Here is a 17,695-nt window from a genome sequence, read left to right on the forward strand (position 1 = left end):
TTGATGAAAAACTGTGTGTATTGTTAGTTCACAGTGATAAAGAACAGCGAACCACCCACCTTTTGTAAAATTCCAGCATCAATTTGTTCTGGAGTGTAGGGTGTCGGATCTAATAAGGAACTCAAATCAATTCGATCGCTTGCTTGCAAACGATATAAAGCTTTATCTAATTCATCCCGTGAGAATGGCGGTTGTAATTTTTCCCGCAGATGGAAAATAGGCAAATAATTGTCAGTACCCAATTCTCGGTCTAATTTCTCAATAATTTGTAAAATTTCTTCATCACTGATTTCTTTATCAGCGGAATTGATGGGAGGTGGTGGAGGAGAAACTGGTTCAGGCTTCACCCGCAGAGTTTTTCGTAAAAAGCGTAGGTAATTACCCAGCAATTCTAAGCTGAGGACGGGGTTAGAGCCTTTGTTGGGAATGTAATCATCCCGTAAATACTCAATTGCTCTTTGAGTTAGCCAAACTTCAGCTTTAGTTTTTTTAATTCCTCTTTCAACTTCAATCAAACCCCGATCGCTCAACACCTGTAATATCGCATCTCGTTCCGCAGCTTTTTTTGCTGAAGTGATTTTGCTGGGAGCGATTTTACCTGAAGCTTTAGCAATTTGCTCTAGTACCTTGAGTTCTTTATCTGCAATGGGTACTTGGGCTGGATCTTTAAGTACAGCTTGACCAGGGGGTGAAATTTTAACTGTGGTAATCTCGCGGGTATAGTCTACCAGCTCGCGATCGCCCAATGCTTTACAAATTTTATTTCTCTCAGCTTTAAAAGCATCAAAGGCCTTGAGTTCTGCTCGATAATCCTTAAATCCCAATAACTTCAAGACAAACTTTAACTCGTTAGTTTCCATGCCAGTAGTTTTACCTGTATGTGAATCAGCAATACCGTAGCTAGAAGATAAAAATTTACACATTCTTCATCCTAACTACAATTAGTATGAATGACTACAGGTTGTTAAATAATGTATTACAACCAGCATCTAGCTGAATACTAATATTAGACTTCTTGCATAAGTCGGGAAAAGGGGAAGGGGAAAGGGGAAAGGGGAAAGGGGAAAGGGGAAAGGGGAAAGGGGAAAGGGGAAAGGGGAAAGGTTTCAAATACATCTTTTACCCCTTACCCCTTAACCTTTTCCCAGACCACAAGGGAGGTTCATACTGCTTATCCGAACCGTATTGGCTGTTGTCCAAATTTCTGCATCTTTGTAGATAAAATTTTCCTGTAAATTAGGGGCAACTTTAAATTTGAGGAGTTCTATAACCACGTCCTTTGATGCCTGCGTTCGCTAATTTGCCAGAATAGAGTTGTAGGCTAGAGTTACGCTTCCAGCATAGCTCGATCGCCTACACTCAGGAGCTAAGGTCGGGTGTTTGAAATCAATTTAAGAGGATACGGAGTATGGACAGCAACAACTGGTTGCAACAACTAATGATGGTGGGTCTTGGCACAACGTCTTTAGTTGCAGAAAAATTGCGGCAAGTCAGTGATGATTTGGTAAAGGATGGTAAGCTCAATCCCGAACAAGCCAAGGCGGTTATAGATGATATTGCCCAGCAGTTAAAATCAGAGCAAGGAAACTGGGACGCCCAAATGCAACGACAAATGCGAAATATGATGCAAGATTTAGGAGTGGCTCGCCAGTCAGAAGTAGACGAACTTCGGGGTAGAATTGATCGTTTAGAACGTCAAGTGCGCGATTTAGAAAATAAGCTTTGGCGCTAGGTTGCCCTTTGTGATTTAAACTAAATGTGTTCTGTTGGTAATGTTTTGACCAGGCTACCTAAGTAGGGAGAACTGATTTTGAAAGCAATTTTCCTGAGTGTGGCGTTCATTGCGGTGTTTGTTGTGGTTTTATTTGTGGGGCAAGTGGGCAGTAAACAGAATACTGCCATTGCTGACCAGATAACCTCAACACCCCCAGCGCCCACAATTTTAACTGAAAACAATATCTTAATTGCGAGCGATACTATGTCTGATGCTAATGTCGTAACCACCCCCTCTGGATTAAAATACGTCGAATTAAAAGAGGGGACTGGGGCGACTCCTGAACGCGGACAAACAGTAGAGGTTCACTATATCGGCACTTTAGAAGATGGTACTAAGTTTGATAGTTCCCGCGATCGCGGTCAACCTTTCAAATTTAAAATCGGTGTCGGACAAGTAATCAAAGGTTGGGACGAAGGACTTAGCACCATGAAAGTAGGCGGTCGCCGTAAGTTAATCATCCCGCCAGAGTTAGGTTATGGTTCTCGTGGTGCTGGTGGCGTAATTCCACCCAACGCTACGCTGCTGTTTGATGTGGAATTGCTAGGAGTTAAGTAAAAATTGGGCATGGGGCATGGAAGCAGGCAGGGGAAGCAGGGGAAGCAGGGGAAGCAGGGGAAGCAGGGGAAGAAGAACTATCGATTATTGACTTATGCCCAATGCCCAATGCCCAATGCCCAATGCCCAATGCCCAATGCCCAATGCCCAATTCCCAATGCCCAATGCCCAATTCCCAATGCCTAATTCAAAGTTTGAGATTTTGAAACTTGGTAAACTGTGGATTAAATAAAAGTTTTACTGTACCTGTAGGGCCGTTGCGGTGTTTAGCTATTATCACTTCTGCAATACCGCGATCGGGTGTATCTGGAGAGTAGTATTCATCCCTATAAAGCATGATTACTAAATCTGCGTCTTGTTCAATTGAATTGTGAACAATGATGTTATTTGCAATAAAATTATGCAAATTAGGAACGGTGAGGTCAAACACTTCTTCCTCGCCGCTATATTCAATTGAAACTATTTCATCCCAATAAACATCACTTTTGGCAAGAGCAAACAACTCATTTGATTGAACGACCTCAGCAACTTTCAAAGCTCTTTCTCGACTCAAATTTACTTTGTAAAGCGTAGAGCCACAATAGGATGTTCCAATGTCGGAATGTAATGCCCTTGTTGTCAATCCAACAGCTTGCATTGCAGGTACAACATGTTTTTTCCACACATCTTTGGGAATTATATCTCTATTAGTATTGTGAATACAGTTTTCAAGGTGTTCAAAAATCTGTTGGAGTGAACCTAGCTTGTATTCTCCCACTGCTCCAACATGAAGAATAAATAACTCCAGGTCAGGTTTACCAGTGATTTTTACATGATACTGGTTTCTACCTTTGCCCAATTGAGGAACTATCTTGAGTTTTGCATTAATACCAAGCCTTAACAAAAGTGTTTGTACATCAAAAGCTAGTCTATAGCTACTGGTTGCGTAATATGCAATAGGTCTTAACCTTTTACCTGCAACCAACTTGATACATCCATCTGTACTCCAAATATGTCTGAGAAAACAAGCTATTAACTCTATTGGTTGTGAGAACAATTCTTGAGGAACAAATTTTTCGTAAGACCTTAAACCAAAAACACCAAGGGAGTCTAACCATTTGGCTACTGGATTTCTCACACTATGAGTTAGGCGTTGTGTTGCAGACAAATAAACTTGATACCAGCCACGTTCCGGCGAAATTCTTGGAACAATTGAATCTCCAAAAACTTCTTTTGCCAAAAAAGCAACATTCTCGGCTAAATCTATCTCTCTGGTAGTGTACTGTATGGCATGACGTGGCAATGTACAACCGTCGCCAATTAAATGGCCTAATAATGCAACCTCAGCATAAGTCATAGTTTGTTTACCATGACTGGGTAAATGTCTTGGTAAACAAATATGTTGTCTAGGACTTAATTCATCTAGTCTGCACCAACCATTAATTGTTAGAAATTTGTGATTAGCTGTGGCACAAATTTTTCGACCCAATCGAGTTTTTAAGGTAAATACAGGCTTCACCCCTGTAGAAAAGGCATTACTAACAATTGCCTTTTCTAACTGCATTGTCGCTTGATTCAACGCCCAAACAGCAAAACCAGATTTGCCTACTAATTCCCTAATTGGTACTTGTAAACCACTATCTGCTAAGGTCACTAGGCTATCACCTGTCAAACAACCAGATTCTCTCAAATCTGACAACATCGGGCGTTTATTAGTACGTGCTTCTACTCCTCGGCTCAACTGAGATAAAGCAATAACCGGTACAGATAATTCACGGGCTAAACCTTTGAGTTGACGCGTAATTTTTGACAATTCTTGTACGCGATTATCACCTGCACCTTCCATTAATTGCAAGTAATCTATAACAATCAAACCTAGTAATCCTTGTTCTGCTTGCAGTCGCCTTGCTTGACTACGCATTTGTGTAACAGTAATATTCGGCGTATCGTCAATATAAATTGCCATTTCAGAAAGAGTACCAATAGCACGGCTTAAAGGTTCCCATTGTGTTTGGCTAAGGCGTCCAGTCCGTAGATAAGCACTTTCAATTTGTGCCTCGCTAGCTAATAGACGTTGTGTCAGCTGTTCTTTAGACATTTCCAAACTAAAAACAGCAACTGGTAATTTTTTCCTCTGGTCAATATTATTATCACCCTTGATATTAACTTCGTAATTGGCAATATATTGTGCAATATTCATCGAAAAGCTTGTCTTTCCCATTGCAGGCCTAGCAGCAACAATAATCAAATCGGAACGCTGAAAGCCGCTGGTTAAGGCATCTAAATCATAAAATCCACAGGGAATTCCAGGTAAGGCAACGCCTTGATTTCTCTCTTCAATATCCTGGAAATTATTAATTAAAGTATCAGCAATATGAACTAAACCTGATTGCGGACGCTCTTGAGTAACGCCGAAAACTTTCTGTTCGGCTTGGTCTAAAATTATTGGTAATTCGGTTTCTGTTTCGTAACCAAGATGCACAATTTCATTACCAGCTTTAATTAATTGTCGCCGCAGGTATTTTTCCATCACCAACCCTGCTAAGGCGTCAATGTTCACAGCTGAAACTGTGCGGTCTACTAAAGTTGCTAATTTATTTCTACCACCAATGCGAGCGAGTAAATCGTGGTCAGTTAACCAACTTGTAACCGAAAGTAAGTCTGTGGGTTTGCCTTGTGTGTGGAGTCTGACTGCTGCTTGATAAATATCTTTGTGAGCGCTAATATAAAATGCTTCGGCAACTAAGCGATCGCTCACTCGACTAATCGCTTCTGGATCTAGCAAAATCCCCCCCAAAATCGCTTCTTCCGCCTCGATATTTTGGGGTGGTAAGCGTTCGCTACCATCGCCTTTAAAACTTAGTTCTTCAGCCATAAAACGATTTTAGTGTTGAGAAGAAAGCTAGTTGGGAGTGGGAAGTTATAAGTTAGGAGTTAGGAGTTAGGAGTTAGGAGTTAAGAATTATTCTCCTTATCTTCCTTGTCTCCCATGTCTCCCCTATCTCCCACCCTGCGGGTTCGCGCTAGCGTCTCCCAAAGAGAAGCTAAAGCTACATCCCCCTGCCTAATTTAGCTAGCCACGACTTGAATATCAATTTGTGCTGTTACTTCCGAAAACAGCTTGATTTCAGCTTTATAAGTACCAAGGTGGTTAATATCAGGAATAGTGATACCGCGACGGTCTACTTCTTGACCGGTGGCTGCTTTAATTGCATCTACAACATCTTGGGTGGTAACTGTACCGAAAATAGCTTCGTTTTCACCAACTTGCTTAGCAATTGTTAAGCTGCCAACTTTTTCTAGAGCTGCTTTTTGCTCAAGAGCTTGTTGCTTGAGTTCTAATTGCCGTTGACGTTCTTGTTCCCGACGGCGTTCTACTTGCTTGAGAATACCAGGAGTGGCATGGATAGCCAATTTTTGAGGAAGCAGATAATTACGAGCGTAGCCAGGAGCTACTTCCACTAAGTCACCAGATTTTCCCAGTTTACTGATATCCTGATTTAAAACTAACTGCACGCGTTTCGCCATCGTTTTTCGTTTTTCCTGTAAGATATGATTAATTTGGCTTTCGCCGTGCTGTATTAAGAGCGGCTTCGCCAATACCCTAAAGCTTACAGATCCTAGCGAAACGCAGGGGGCGATCGCAACTATTCTCCTGAGAAAGTTGAAGTATTGGGGCATGGGGCATAGCGAGATAAGGGAGATGGGGAAATGGGGAGATGGGGAGATGAGTTTTTACCCTCTGTCCCTCCGCCCCTCTGCCCCATGCCCAATAACTAAAAGTTATCCCTCATTTCCCGGATACGTGCAAAGGTTTGCACTGCATCCCTTCTATTAACTGCTGATTGTAACGATGGGCGATCCCAGCCTAGAAAAGGATTGATGCGTTTCTCGACTCCTAAAAGTGAGGGTACGGTGGCTTCTCCTCGATTCCGATAAGCTTGGACTTGCTCGAAGTACTGTTGTAAGTCGGTGTTGTCGCCATCGAGATTTAAAGCAAATTTCAAATTTCTGAGGGTGTATTCGTGGGCGCACCAGACGCGTGTATCATCCGGTAGCGAACGAATTTTGCTTAAAGATTCCACCATTTGTGTCGGCGTTCCTTCAAATAATTTACCGCAACCTCCAGAAAATAAGGTGTCGCCACAAAATAATTCGCCCGTTTCGCCAGGATTTTCGGGGGGAAAGTAATAAACGATGTGAGCGCGGGTATGTCCGGGAACGAAGATGACTTCAGCTGTGCGTTCTGCAAATTGCACGCCATCGCCTTCTTGCAAAAACACCTGTTGTCCGGGAATTCTACCACGATCCTCGGCTCCCCCATAAACTATTAATTGGGGGAATTGTTCCATTAATCGCTTATTACCGCCTACATGGTCGTTATGGTGGTGTGTATTGAAAATAGCCACCAATTCTGCTTTTAATTCTCCAAGTTTCTTTAATACTGGTTGTGCTTGTGCTGGATCGACAACAGCAGCGATGTTTTGTTTGGAATCGTGTAACAAAAATATATAGTTGTCTGAGAGTGCTTCCAGACGAATTACCTGCATTAGCTCTATCTCCCTTACAACATCAATGTTTAGTATTGAGTAGCAATCCTACATTTAACTCAGTAATAATGCTACCTGCATCGGTTAGTTCGAGTATTTATACTTGATTTGTCATTGGTCTAGTGCAACTTTAACTATGATAATATACAACCGTGCTTTTACGGTAATTATACTTAAATAAAGTCAACTTCGGATGAATTAATCAGTAAAATTTCTCTGGGAAAATCTACAAACACAAAGCTAGATTTAATTGATTATTTTTGGTTCTTAAAATTAATAAACTTTCCAGGTAAAATTTCATCAATCTCTCTTTTATCATATTGAGTTATCAAGTAATTTAGAGAAAATTTGACTGACATAGCCACAAACTAAATAACAATTATTTATTCACATTATGCCAAAAGAAACTAGAGGATTTATTACAATTTTAACTGGGCTTTACCCTTTTCAAGATTGTATTCATTTCTTAGCTGCGGTGAGAAAGTTTCATCAGGAACCAATAATTATTTTAATTGACCAAGTTCCACCAGTTCTTTATCCTTTGCTAAAGGCTTTCAAAAATGTAATTTTAAAGCCTGTACCAACGAATGAAAATACTGTTTTAGCCTCAAGGCAAGCAAAATTAGCTTTGTATGATGCTTCGGAATTTGATAAAACTATTTACCTAGACTCAGATATTTGTTTGCTTTCCGATATCAACGACGTATTTGAGTATATGGATGAATACGATTTCTTGTTAACTGAAGATGTGCAACCTGCTATTGTTAAAGCCACAAATTTATTGCGTGGCAAACAGGAAGAACTTTTACCCCATGTCTTACCAATTCTGCAATCTGTGGGCTTACCTTTGCAAGTAGATAGCGTCCAGTATAATGGCGGTTTTATAGCTTTTCGCAAAACAGAAATTAACCAGATATTTTTTGATAAATTTCAATATTATTTTGAAATTGTCAAAAATAACCAAGATAAATTGCTTTTAAAAGATCAAGGGGCTTTTGCTTCGGCGATCGCATCTGTCCGTCCCCACATGAAAATACTACCACCTACCTATAATTATCTCAGCAAATGGCAGGATGCATATAAAGTTGAGGATGAAATTAAAGTACTTCATTGTACCTATCCTTATCGACCGCAGTACGCTAAAAATGTTACCCGTTCGTTATACACCAGGATTTTTGATAGATTAGCTAAAGTATTTTTACCGAATCAAGTTACAAATCCCTGGCGCACTAAATAAAAAGGAGTCAGAATTCAGAATTCAGAATTCAGAATTTAGAATTCTGACTCTTGAATTCTTGTTGATAAAAATTAAGTATAAAAATAGTGAAAAAATTTTCAAAAATATCCCTGTTGGTTTCAGATTTGTCAAGTGCAGCTATTTTACGTGCATATTTGCTTGCAACAGCCCTAATCAATTTAGGATATGAAATTGAAATTCTAGGGTTTTTATTTGGAAATAATTTATATCGAAATTTACCAGAAGATTTAAAAGTTTATCATCTTCCCGGTAAAAATCTTCCGGAATTCTTTGGACAAGTCCACGAATTTTTACCCAAAATTAGTGGAGATATAATTTATGCTATCAAGCCCCAAATAGCCAGTTTTGGAGTTGGCTTACTCAAGAAAATATTCAGCAATAAACCATTAATTCTAGATATAGATGATTGGGAAATGAGTTGGCATGGTGGCGATGATTGGCGTTATCATCCTGCACCAAAACAATTAGTAAGAGATTTATTCAAGCCAGACGGCGCACTCAGAAATCCTCATCATCCTTTGTATGTGAAATGGATGGAAGGTTTCATAAATCAAGCTGATGCTATAACAGTGCATACTAAATTTTTGCAGCAGCGTTTTGGCGGTACATTTGTTCCCAATGGCAAAGATACCTCTTTATTCGATCCGACTGAATATGATGCGGAATCAAGTAGAAGTCGTTATGGTTTATCTGAATATCGAATTTTAATGTTTCCTGGTGCGCCAAGACCTTATAAAGGCTTAGAAGATGTTCTCACCGCCCTTGATAAAATTAATCAACCAGACTTGAGATTGGTAATTGTCGGCGGTAGTCCTTATGATGATTACGATCGCCAACTTCAACAACAATGGGGACGTTGGATTATCAAATTACCAAAGTATCCAGCTGATGTTATGCCTGATTTAGTAGCAGCTGCTCACATTGTAGTTGTTCCCCAGCGAGATACCCCAGAAACTCGCGCTCAATTTCCTTTAAAGTTGACAGATGGCATGGCAATGGCTAAACCTGTATTATCAACGCGTGTTGGAGATATTCCCGAAATTGTAACTGATACTGGTTATTTAGTTGAACCTGCTTGTCCCGAACAACTTGCTGAAAAAATTCAATTTATTTTTCACAATTTAGATTCAGCAAATGAGCAAGGTATTAAGGCAAGACAAAGATGTGTGGAACACTATAGCATAGAGGCGATGGCTTCTACACTTAAGTCAGTAATTGCCAAGTTATGAATCATATTAATTAAAATACCCCATGTCTACCAGAAAACTATTACTAAGATTCGCAAAACCATATCCAGGTTTGATTCTGTTGACAATATTGTTAGGATTTTCTGGAGCTTTATTTAATGGGATTAGCACAGCTTTAATTGTGCCAGTGGTTTTAAAAATTGTCGGACAAGAAGTAGATTTAACTACTGCCCCTCCCATCTTGAGAAAGATGATATCTCCCTTTGATAATGCTCCAGAAAATTATCGGATAGGGATTATGGCTGGGGCAATTATCTTTACAATTATCTTAAAAAATTTAGCTACCTATGCTAGCGCCTTGGCATCGAGTTCTCTAACTCGCAAATTAACGGCGGATATGCGAGAAACTGGATTAAAAATATTACTAGAAATTGATATAGATTATTATGCAAAAACTAAAGTTGGTGATTTAATCAATCGCCTTGGTGGAGAAATCGGACGTGCTGCTAGTGCTTTGGGTAGTATAGTGAAAATAGTGGTTTTAGGAATCACTATTTTAGTTTTTGTGGGTTTATTACTGTCAATATCTTGGCAATTAACAATTGCAGCTACACTGTTGTTGTCACTAGTGACATTAGTAAATCAATATGCGATTTCCCGTTCTAAAATTTTTGGCAAGATGCTCAGTGAAATGTCAAAAGCATATTCAATTTCTGTGCTGGAGACTTTGAACGGAATTCGGTTAGTTAAAGCCACAGGAAATGAAGAAAAAGAATTTCAACGCATTCAAAAATTAATCCGCGATCGCGAAAAAGCAGATTTCCAATCTCAGGTGAATTCAGAAGCGATCGCGCCCATAGGCGAGGTGATGGGGATTACGGCTTTGCTGATGATTGTAATTTTGAGTAAAACCTTTTTTGCCAATCAAATTTCTTCTCTTTCTACCGTACTTTTGACATATTTATTAGTGTTGCTGCGAGTTTTGCCATTACTTTCTCAGCTAAATACCATTCGCAGCAACTTTGCTAGCACAGCCGCTAGTGTGGATGTGACAAATGAATTTTTAAGTTTGGATAATAAGCCATTCATGGGCAACGGTAAGCTTCCCTACACAAAATTACAAGAGGGAGTATCTTTTAATTCTTTGTGCTTTGCTTACCCAGGCCATGAAAAGTTAGTCCTCAAAGATGTGAATTTATATTTACCCCGTGGCACGACTTTAGCATTAGTAGGCGGTTCTGGTGCGGGAAAATCGACTTTAGCGGATCTTTTACCGAGATTTTACGACCCCATCGCTGGTGCTATTACCATTGACGGCGTTGATTTACGGGAATTTGATGTGGTATCCCTGCGTCGGCGGATGGGAATTGTCAGTCAAGATACCTTTCTTTTTAATGATTCCGTAAAAAATAACATCGCCTATGGGTGTCCTGAGGCTACCGATGATGAAATTCTTACAGCCACCAAACGAGCAAATGCTTATGAATTTATTAGCAAATTACCCCAGGGATTTGATACCTTAATTGGCGATCGCGGCGTTATGTTATCTGGCGGACAAAGGCAAAGATTAGCCATCGCCCGCGCATTAGTGCAAAATCCGGAAATTTTGATTTTAGATGAAGCCACCAGCGCCTTAGACACTGTTTCCGAACGTTTAGTACAAACTGCACTCGATGAACTCAGCCGCCATCGTACCACATTAGTAATTGCTCACCGCCTTTCCACAGTCCAAAAAGCCGATCGAATTGCCGTATTAGATCGAGGACAAGTAGTAGAAGTAGGAAACCATGAAGAACTTTTACAAAAAGGTGGTTACTACTCACGCCTCTACTCAATGCAATTTGCCGAACGTCCTGAAACTATTACCAAACCAAATCAAAGTTTACTCCGCATCTCTCACGAAATTCGGACGCAATTAAACTCAATGATTGGATTTTTGCGTTTATTACTTGATGATTTGGTAGATGATGCCCAAGAACGGCAAGAATTAATCGAAGATTCTTATAAATCAGCTTGGAGAATTCTCAACACCATTGATGTTTTTGATGACGTGATTAACTCGCAAATCAGTGGGCAAATCCTTGCAATTTCCGACCAAAATCAAAATGTCATCAGTAGCCATTATCAAAATTTTAATCAAATATCAGCAGAATTTCGTACTTCTTTGAACCTTATTCTTAGTTCTCTCCGTTCGCTGTCTGATAATTTACTTTATAGCTTAGAAGAACAAATTCAATTTCTTTCAGAAAGTTATGAATCTGCCATATATCTAATTAATAATTTAGAAAAATTCGAGGAAAGTATTAGTAATTAAAATGATGAAAAATTACCATAAGAAAAAACATTATATTTACTTTATTGGTGATGAATTGCCAAAGCCAGAGGCTCATTTAGTGCAATCTACAAACGCTGCTAATGCTGCTGCTAACTTGGGTTATTCTACCGTTTTGGTATATCTTGATAAAAAAATAAATCCTAGTAAATTAGTGAATCTAGCGCGTCCTTTTCAACCGCAAAAAACACCAACAGAACTGATTAAATATTACAACCTCCATGACAAATTAAAAGTCTCGCCCTTGCCCATGCCTTGGCCCATTGACCATTTACCCAGTAAATTCACAGATTCTAACACCATCGCCTGCAAATATTATTTACCATTTCATATACTTCCAACTACCAAACTTGTCCACAGCCGCAACTGGAATTTTGTCAAAGCTGCCATTAAAAATGGCATTCCGGCAATTTACGAACATCACCATCACGAAGAAAAACCATTCGACCCAGAAATTGTCAATAATCCACTGTTACAAATTGCCGTTACAGTTGTAGAAACTATCCGCGAAAGCATGATTAGAAATGGGATGCCGCCAGAAAAAGTGATTAGACTGCACAACGGTTTTAATCATTTATTTATGGAAAGACAACCAGAAAAAGCAGCAGAATGGCGTCAAAAATTATTACGAAATGACAATCAAAAATTGGTAGTTTATGCAGGAGCAATACAGCAATTTAAAGGTATTGATATCTTAATTGATGTAGCTCAACAAATGCCAGAAGTGCAATTTGTCTGTGCAGGTGGTAAACCAACAGAAGTAGAACATTATCAGCAATTAGCCAAAGAAAAACAAATTTACAACATTAAATTTTTGGGCTATATCTTACATCACGAATTAGCATCTTTGCTACAAGCAGCCGATGTTTTAGCTCATCCTCATTGTTCGGGACAAGCCGCAACTTTCACATCTCCCTTAAAATTATTTGACTATTTTGCCTCCGGAACTCCCATTGTCGCCACAGAAATTCCATCATTAACAGAATTTCAAAATACCCAAGCGATCGCTGCATGGTGCGAACCAGATAACCCCAACAAATTTGCTGAAAGTTTAAAGCAAGTTTTAGAAACTCATCCCCGAAAAATCGAAGGCTATCCAGATAGCATCGAATTTGTCAAGCAATTTTCTTGGGAAAATCGAGCCGCAAAAATCCTGAGTTACGTCGATGAATCTCTACTTCCTCCAATTATTGGATAAAGACAGGGAGACACGGAGACGCGGGGACGCGGAGAGAAGAAAAAGAAATGATAGTGATGAGGAAATCTAGAAATGGGAAATATTCGTTCATTTAAGGAGTTAAGAGTATGGAAAAATGCAATAAATGTAGCAATGACAATTTTTGAATTAACTAAAAGTTTTCCAATAGAAGAACGCTACTCACTCACAGATCAAATAAGACGTTCTTCTCGTTCTGTAGCAGCTAATATTTCTGAGTCTTGGCGAAAAAGAAGGTATCCAGCAGCATTTATCAGTAAGCTGAGTGATGCTGAAACCGAAGCTGCTGAAACTCAAACTTGGATTGAGATTGCCACCAGATGTGGTTATTTAAGCAAAGAGCAAGCTTTGGATTTAGACAGGCACTGTAAAGAATTACTTAGTCAAATAGTAGCTATGATTTCACACCCTGAACAATGGACAATTAACACCCATTCGTCTAAAACTTCATAATCTCTAATTTTATTTTCTTGCTCTCCGTGTCCCCGCGTCACCGTGTCCCCGCGTCTCAATTCTTCACTATCGAAATTATTAACATGAATATTACAGTAGGAATGATTAGCAGTTATCGAGGTTTAGAAACTAGAGCCGATTGGCTTTGGCAACAAACCCCGCATCACTTTGGAATTTGGGGCAACATGCAAATGCAGGCAATAGCACCCAAACCAGATTTTCTGCTCATGTATCAATTTGATTTTCCCCAACCAGCACCGCAACAATCTTGGGTAGATAAGTTACGCAAACGCCAGCAAAAATCAGTCGTCAATGTTGATTCTCTATTGCGTGGTGTGCCCAAAGAACGGATTATTTATTTACTCAGAGAACCGCCTTTAGATGAAGTTTTAGAAATCACTAAAAAGAATTATCAAGTAGCCGATAAATATTGCAGTTACATTTCTGGCCCTGATGATTTTGCCCCTACTCCCGATTATATGCCTGCTATTTGGTATCACTCAAACACCTTTCAAGATTTGAATGAAATGCCACCTCCACAAAAAGTTGCGCCATGTAGTTGGATTACTTCAGGAATTAACCGCACAGCCAACCATCGCCAACGTTTAGACTTTTTACAATCTCTACAATCGAGTGGTATAAAGTTTGATTTGTATGGGCGGAATTTACCAGAATCGGCGAAAAAATCGGGGGAATTGGGTAATAAATGGTATGGGATGGCTCCATATTATTACAACTTAGCAATTGAAAACTATGCTGATAATAATTGGTATGTCAGTGAAAAACTTTGGGATAGTTTGCTTGCTTGGTGTTTGCCAATTTATTATGGCGGCCCGGCTGCGGATAAATTATTGCCACCTGGTAGTTTTTTAAGATTGCCTAGTTTAGATGAAAAAGGCATTGCTTATATCCAAGAAGTCACAGCAACACCCGATGCATGGTATCAGGCTAAAGATGCGATCGCTGAAGCACGTCAAATCATTTTACACAAATTAAATCTGCTTAACTGGTTGTCAGACTTTGTTGTTCAACACTCATAAATTATGAATGGTATCTGTACCCTAGCCAATGATTATGTTTTCGATCAACTAATAGCTTTACTCAACAGTATTGATGTAATTTTGGGTAAAGAAACTCCAGTTTGTATCTATCCTTTCGATGATAGAACACAGCGAATAGCCGAGGAAATAGTTAATCGACCCAATGTATTTATTTACGATAACCAAGAATCAATCGAACGCTGGGATCAATTTATGCTCTCAGCAGCACCAGAACGATTAAATCGTAGTAAATTCCGCCTTTATGGCGCTCATCGTCGTTTTTGTGCCTTCGATGGCCCCTTCGATAAATTTATTTATTTAGATGCAGACACCTTGGTGATGAATTCACTTGATGCGGTGTTTGAAAAATTAGATAACCATGATTTTGTGGTTTACGATTTTCAATTTAAAGACGTTAGTAAAATCTACAATGTTAAATCTCCTAAATTACTAGAAGTGTTTGCACAAAAGCGCATAGATACAGAAATATTTTGTTCTGGCTTTTATGGTTCAAAACGGGGAATATTTGATACAGAACAAAGAAATTGGCTGATATCTAATTTACAAAATGGCGAAGCAGAAATTTTATATGAAGGTGCTGGCGAACAACCACTGCTCAATTACATGGTAATGAGGTCTAAGCTTTCTACTTATAACTTTGCTCGCGAACTACCAGATAATCTCAAAACAGGATGTTCTGCAACCTCAAAACACTTTGAAGAACGAGAACATATTTTATATGACAAAGGCAATCCCCTAACTTACATTCATTATATTGGCATTCCTCCGAATCTCACCCAGGCGGTGTGTGCTGGAGAAAATATTGACTTTGCCTATCGAGATTTATTTCTCCATTATCGTTATTTACACGAACCAGAAAAACGCCCAGTATTTACAACTCCTCCGAAGAATTATAATGAAGCTCCCACACCAAATTTATTTACCAGAGCGTTACGAAAACTGAAGTTAATCAAACAAGGATAATTTATGAGCAGGGGAATTTATATTGTTGCCAATGACCGAGTGATGGATAATGCCATCGCCTTACTCAATAGTATTCGTTACTATGACCCAGAAGTAACAATTTATCTCATACCTTTTAACGAAAATTATCACAAGGTAGCAGAGCAACTTGCAACCTTACACAACGTGCAAATTTTCCCAGATTTAGATTTCATTGATAAATTTACCAAACGCATTGGCGAAATTTTTGACCGAGATTTCCTCGCCTTACCAAATAAAATGCGTAAATTAGTGGCGTGGTTTGGCCCTTTAGATGAGTTTATTTATATCGATACTGATATTGTCGTCTTTGAAAAAATTGCTGACAATTTAGATAAACTTGCAGAAGTGGATTTCTTTTGCTGTGATTATCATTACGCCAATGACAAGTTACGAAATATTTTTTCACCATTGGTAAAACAACAGCAAATTTTTTCAGATGCTCAATTAGAAGATGTTTTTAATAGTGGTTTTTGGGCTGCTAAAAAAGGAACAATTACCGAACAACAAATGGATGACACTTTGCGCGAATGTGCAGCCCATCGCGAATATTTTGATTTTTCCGAAGGAGTTACAGACCAACCAATTTTAAATTATTTAATTCTCAAACTCATTGCCAAACGTGGAAATCTCGTTAAAATTCCTGGGGGAGGCCCCGGTAGTTGGGCGGGTTCGCGAAATTTCCAACAGCAAGGCTATGCTCTCTATGACAGGGGACAACGACTAAAATATCTGCATTGGGCGGGGACACGCATTAAAGCCGGTAGTCCTTATTGGGAATTGTGGGAACACTATCGCTATCTTCACGAGGGTAAGTTTGCTTTTCTTCCAAAATTAACTCGCCGTTTATTTCCCTTTGTTGCTAGCCGCACTTAATATGAGGAGTACGCCAATGATTGATGGTATTTATACCCTAGCCAATGATGTAGTATATGACCAACTAATTGCTTTGCTCAACAGTATCGAAGCAAATGCTGGTAGAAAAATTCCTGTTTGCGTAATTCCATATAATAATCGGCTAGATAAAGTAAAAGCAGAGATAGCAACTAGGGATAATGTCACTTTATTTGAAGATGATGCTTCAATAGCTCGCTGGGAAGAATTTGGTACTCGTATTTGGAAAGCTCATCCCAGAGCATTAAAACTCTGGAGAGAATATGGTTTAGCAGAGAATTTTCGCATAGAAAGACATAGAAAACTTTGTTGTTTAGATGGCCCATTTGAAAAATTTATTTTTTTTGATGGCGATACCCTATTAATGAAACCACTAGATGATGTTTATGAAAAATTAGATAAATATGATTGGATAACAAACGACTTTCAATATAAATCAGATTTGAAGTATATTTTTGACTGGACAGAAGATAAATTACAACAAATTTTTCATCAAGAAAATATTAGCGATCGCATTTTTTGTTCTGGTTGGTTTGCTTCTAAAAAACATATTTTTGATGATGCTACTTTAGCAAATTTTTTAACTAGTTTAGAAGCAGGTGAAGCGGATGCCCTAGCATGGGCAGATTCCGACCAAACAGTTCTTAATTATTTAGTTTTAAAAAGTGGAATTTCTTACTACAACTATGCCAATTATGAAGGCGCTACCGGTTGCCATTGGGCTTCTAAATTTAATGTTGTAGATAATATTCTTTACGCTCAGGAAACACCCATCACGTATCTTCACTATATGAGTGTATCTTCATCCGATTTTACTCGCCTTTGTACAGGGGAAGATGTTGATATTCCCTACCGCGATGTTTTCTTACACTATCGCTATTTAAAATCGCCTGAAAAACGCCCCCAAACCTTTACGCGCCCCAGCAAGTTAACGGTTATGCAAAAATCTACCACCAGTTTTATTCAACAAAAAATCAACAATTTTAAGTTAAATTATCGCAATTTTAAAGATAAAATTACTAAATAGAGATGACTGTTGACTGATAAATAGAGAGCACAAAGAAAGAAAAATTAAGAATTAGTCCACCCCTCAGAACTAATGGGACGAGCTACTACTGGTCTGTCCCATTAGTTCTGATGGGTTAATAAACGAACCGCAAAGGACGCAAAGAGCGCAAAGAAAGAAAAATTAAGAATGAGTTTACCCATCAGAACTAATGCGATAAACCACTACTGGTCTGTCCCATTAATTTTGATTGGTTAAGGAACGAACCACAGAGGCGCAGAGAACGCAGAGAAAGAGAGAAAGAAGATTGAGTTCACTCCTCAGAACTAATGGAACACACCAGTAGTGGTTTGTCCCATTAGTTGTGATAAGTTCGTAGTAAGCACTTTAGTGCTTAAAAATCAAGGACTAAAGTCCTTACTACGAAGATTTTTTTATTACAAAAT

The 17,695-nt window shown here is 38.9% G+C and carries 16 protein-coding genes; 12 read left to right on the plus strand and 4 right to left on the minus strand.

The window, feature by feature from the left end; translation table 11 throughout:
* Positions 1-23 precede the first annotated feature (23 nt).
* Positions 24-860, minus strand: coding sequence for a transcription factor RcaD (locus tag VF06_RS32650; RefSeq protein WP_099071619.1), 837 nt, complete (start codon positions 858-860; stop codon positions 24-26).
* Positions 861-1,408: 548 nt separating this feature from the next.
* Here VF06_RS32650 and VF06_RS32655 point away from each other — a divergent pair.
* The 3 genes from VF06_RS32655 to VF06_RS41595 all read left to right on the plus strand — a co-directional run bounded on the left by VF06_RS32655 (position 1,409) and on the right by VF06_RS41595 (position 2,518).
* Entirely contained in the window at positions 1,409-1,732 is a 324-nt protein-coding gene (locus tag VF06_RS32655) for a phasin family protein (protein WP_099071600.1), read from the plus strand.
* Between the two features lie 78 nt (positions 1,733-1,810).
* On the plus strand, positions 1,811-2,332 hold the full coding sequence (locus tag VF06_RS32660; protein ID WP_099071601.1) for an FKBP-type peptidyl-prolyl cis-trans isomerase: 522 nt from the start codon (positions 1,811-1,813) through the stop codon (positions 2,330-2,332).
* 9 nt (positions 2,333-2,341) lie between these two features.
* A complete protein-coding gene (locus VF06_RS41595) occupies positions 2,342-2,518 on the plus strand; it encodes a hypothetical protein (RefSeq protein WP_180267577.1) in 177 nt (58 codons plus the stop codon).
* A gap of 1 nt (position 2,519) precedes the next feature.
* On the opposite strand, the gene VF06_RS32665 is transcribed toward VF06_RS41595, so the two are convergent.
* The 3 genes from VF06_RS32665 to gloB all read right to left on the minus strand — a co-directional run bounded on the left by VF06_RS32665 (position 2,520) and on the right by gloB (position 6,861).
* Entirely contained in the window at positions 2,520-5,186 is a 2,667-nt protein-coding gene (locus tag VF06_RS32665; RefSeq protein ID WP_099071602.1) for a replicative DNA helicase, read from the minus strand.
* 194 nt (positions 5,187-5,380) lie between these two features.
* Positions 5,381-5,839, minus strand: a complete 459-nt coding sequence (rplI, locus tag VF06_RS32670; RefSeq protein ID WP_099071603.1) for a 50S ribosomal protein L9 — start codon at positions 5,837-5,839, stop codon at positions 5,381-5,383.
* A 248-nt stretch (positions 5,840-6,087) separates the two neighbouring features.
* Positions 6,088-6,861 (minus strand): hydroxyacylglutathione hydrolase, encoded by a 774-nt coding sequence (gene gloB, locus VF06_RS32675; protein ID WP_099071604.1) that lies wholly within the window; start codon positions 6,859-6,861, stop codon positions 6,088-6,090.
* A gap of 394 nt (positions 6,862-7,255) precedes the next feature.
* Between gloB and VF06_RS32680 the strand changes: the two genes are divergently transcribed.
* From VF06_RS32680 to VF06_RS32720, 9 genes are all read left to right on the plus strand, one after another.
* Positions 7,256-8,098: a hypothetical protein gene (locus tag VF06_RS32680; protein ID WP_099071605.1), complete on the plus strand. Its 843-nt coding sequence runs from the start codon at positions 7,256-7,258 to the stop codon at positions 8,096-8,098.
* Positions 8,099-8,184: 86 nt separating this feature from the next.
* Complete coding sequence (locus VF06_RS32685; RefSeq protein ID WP_099071606.1) at positions 8,185-9,348, plus strand: glycosyltransferase family 4 protein; 1,164 nt, start codon at positions 8,185-8,187, stop codon at positions 9,346-9,348.
* Positions 9,349-9,370: 22 nt separating this feature from the next.
* Complete coding sequence (locus VF06_RS32690; RefSeq protein ID WP_099071607.1) at positions 9,371-11,620, plus strand: ABC transporter ATP-binding protein; 2,250 nt, start codon at positions 9,371-9,373, stop codon at positions 11,618-11,620.
* A gap of 4 nt (positions 11,621-11,624) precedes the next feature.
* Positions 11,625-12,836, plus strand: coding sequence for a glycosyltransferase family 4 protein (locus tag VF06_RS32695; protein WP_099071620.1), 1,212 nt, complete (start codon positions 11,625-11,627; stop codon positions 12,834-12,836).
* Between the two features lie 72 nt (positions 12,837-12,908).
* Entirely contained in the window at positions 12,909-13,307 is a 399-nt protein-coding gene (locus VF06_RS32700; RefSeq protein WP_099071608.1) for a four helix bundle protein, read from the plus strand.
* Positions 13,308-13,390: 83 nt separating this feature from the next.
* Positions 13,391-14,347 (plus strand): glycosyltransferase family 10 domain-containing protein, encoded by a 957-nt coding sequence (locus VF06_RS32705; protein WP_099071609.1) that lies wholly within the window; start codon positions 13,391-13,393, stop codon positions 14,345-14,347.
* 3 nt (positions 14,348-14,350) lie between these two features.
* Positions 14,351-15,331 carry an Npun_R2821/Npun_R2822 family protein gene (locus tag VF06_RS32710; protein WP_099071610.1) on the plus strand — a complete coding sequence of 327 codons (981 nt, stop codon included), beginning with the start codon at positions 14,351-14,353 and terminating at the stop codon, positions 15,329-15,331.
* 3 nt (positions 15,332-15,334) lie between these two features.
* Positions 15,335-16,225 (plus strand): Npun_R2821/Npun_R2822 family protein, encoded by an 891-nt coding sequence (locus tag VF06_RS32715; protein WP_099071611.1) that lies wholly within the window; start codon positions 15,335-15,337, stop codon positions 16,223-16,225.
* A gap of 16 nt (positions 16,226-16,241) precedes the next feature.
* Positions 16,242-17,270, plus strand: coding sequence for an Npun_R2821/Npun_R2822 family protein (locus VF06_RS32720; RefSeq protein WP_099071612.1), 1,029 nt, complete (start codon positions 16,242-16,244; stop codon positions 17,268-17,270).
* Positions 17,271-17,695 lie beyond the last annotated feature (425 nt).

It is taken from the genome of Nostoc linckia z4 (assembly GCF_002608075.1).
Lineage (GTDB): Bacteria > Cyanobacteriota > Cyanobacteriia > Cyanobacteriales > Nostocaceae > Nostoc > Nostoc linckia.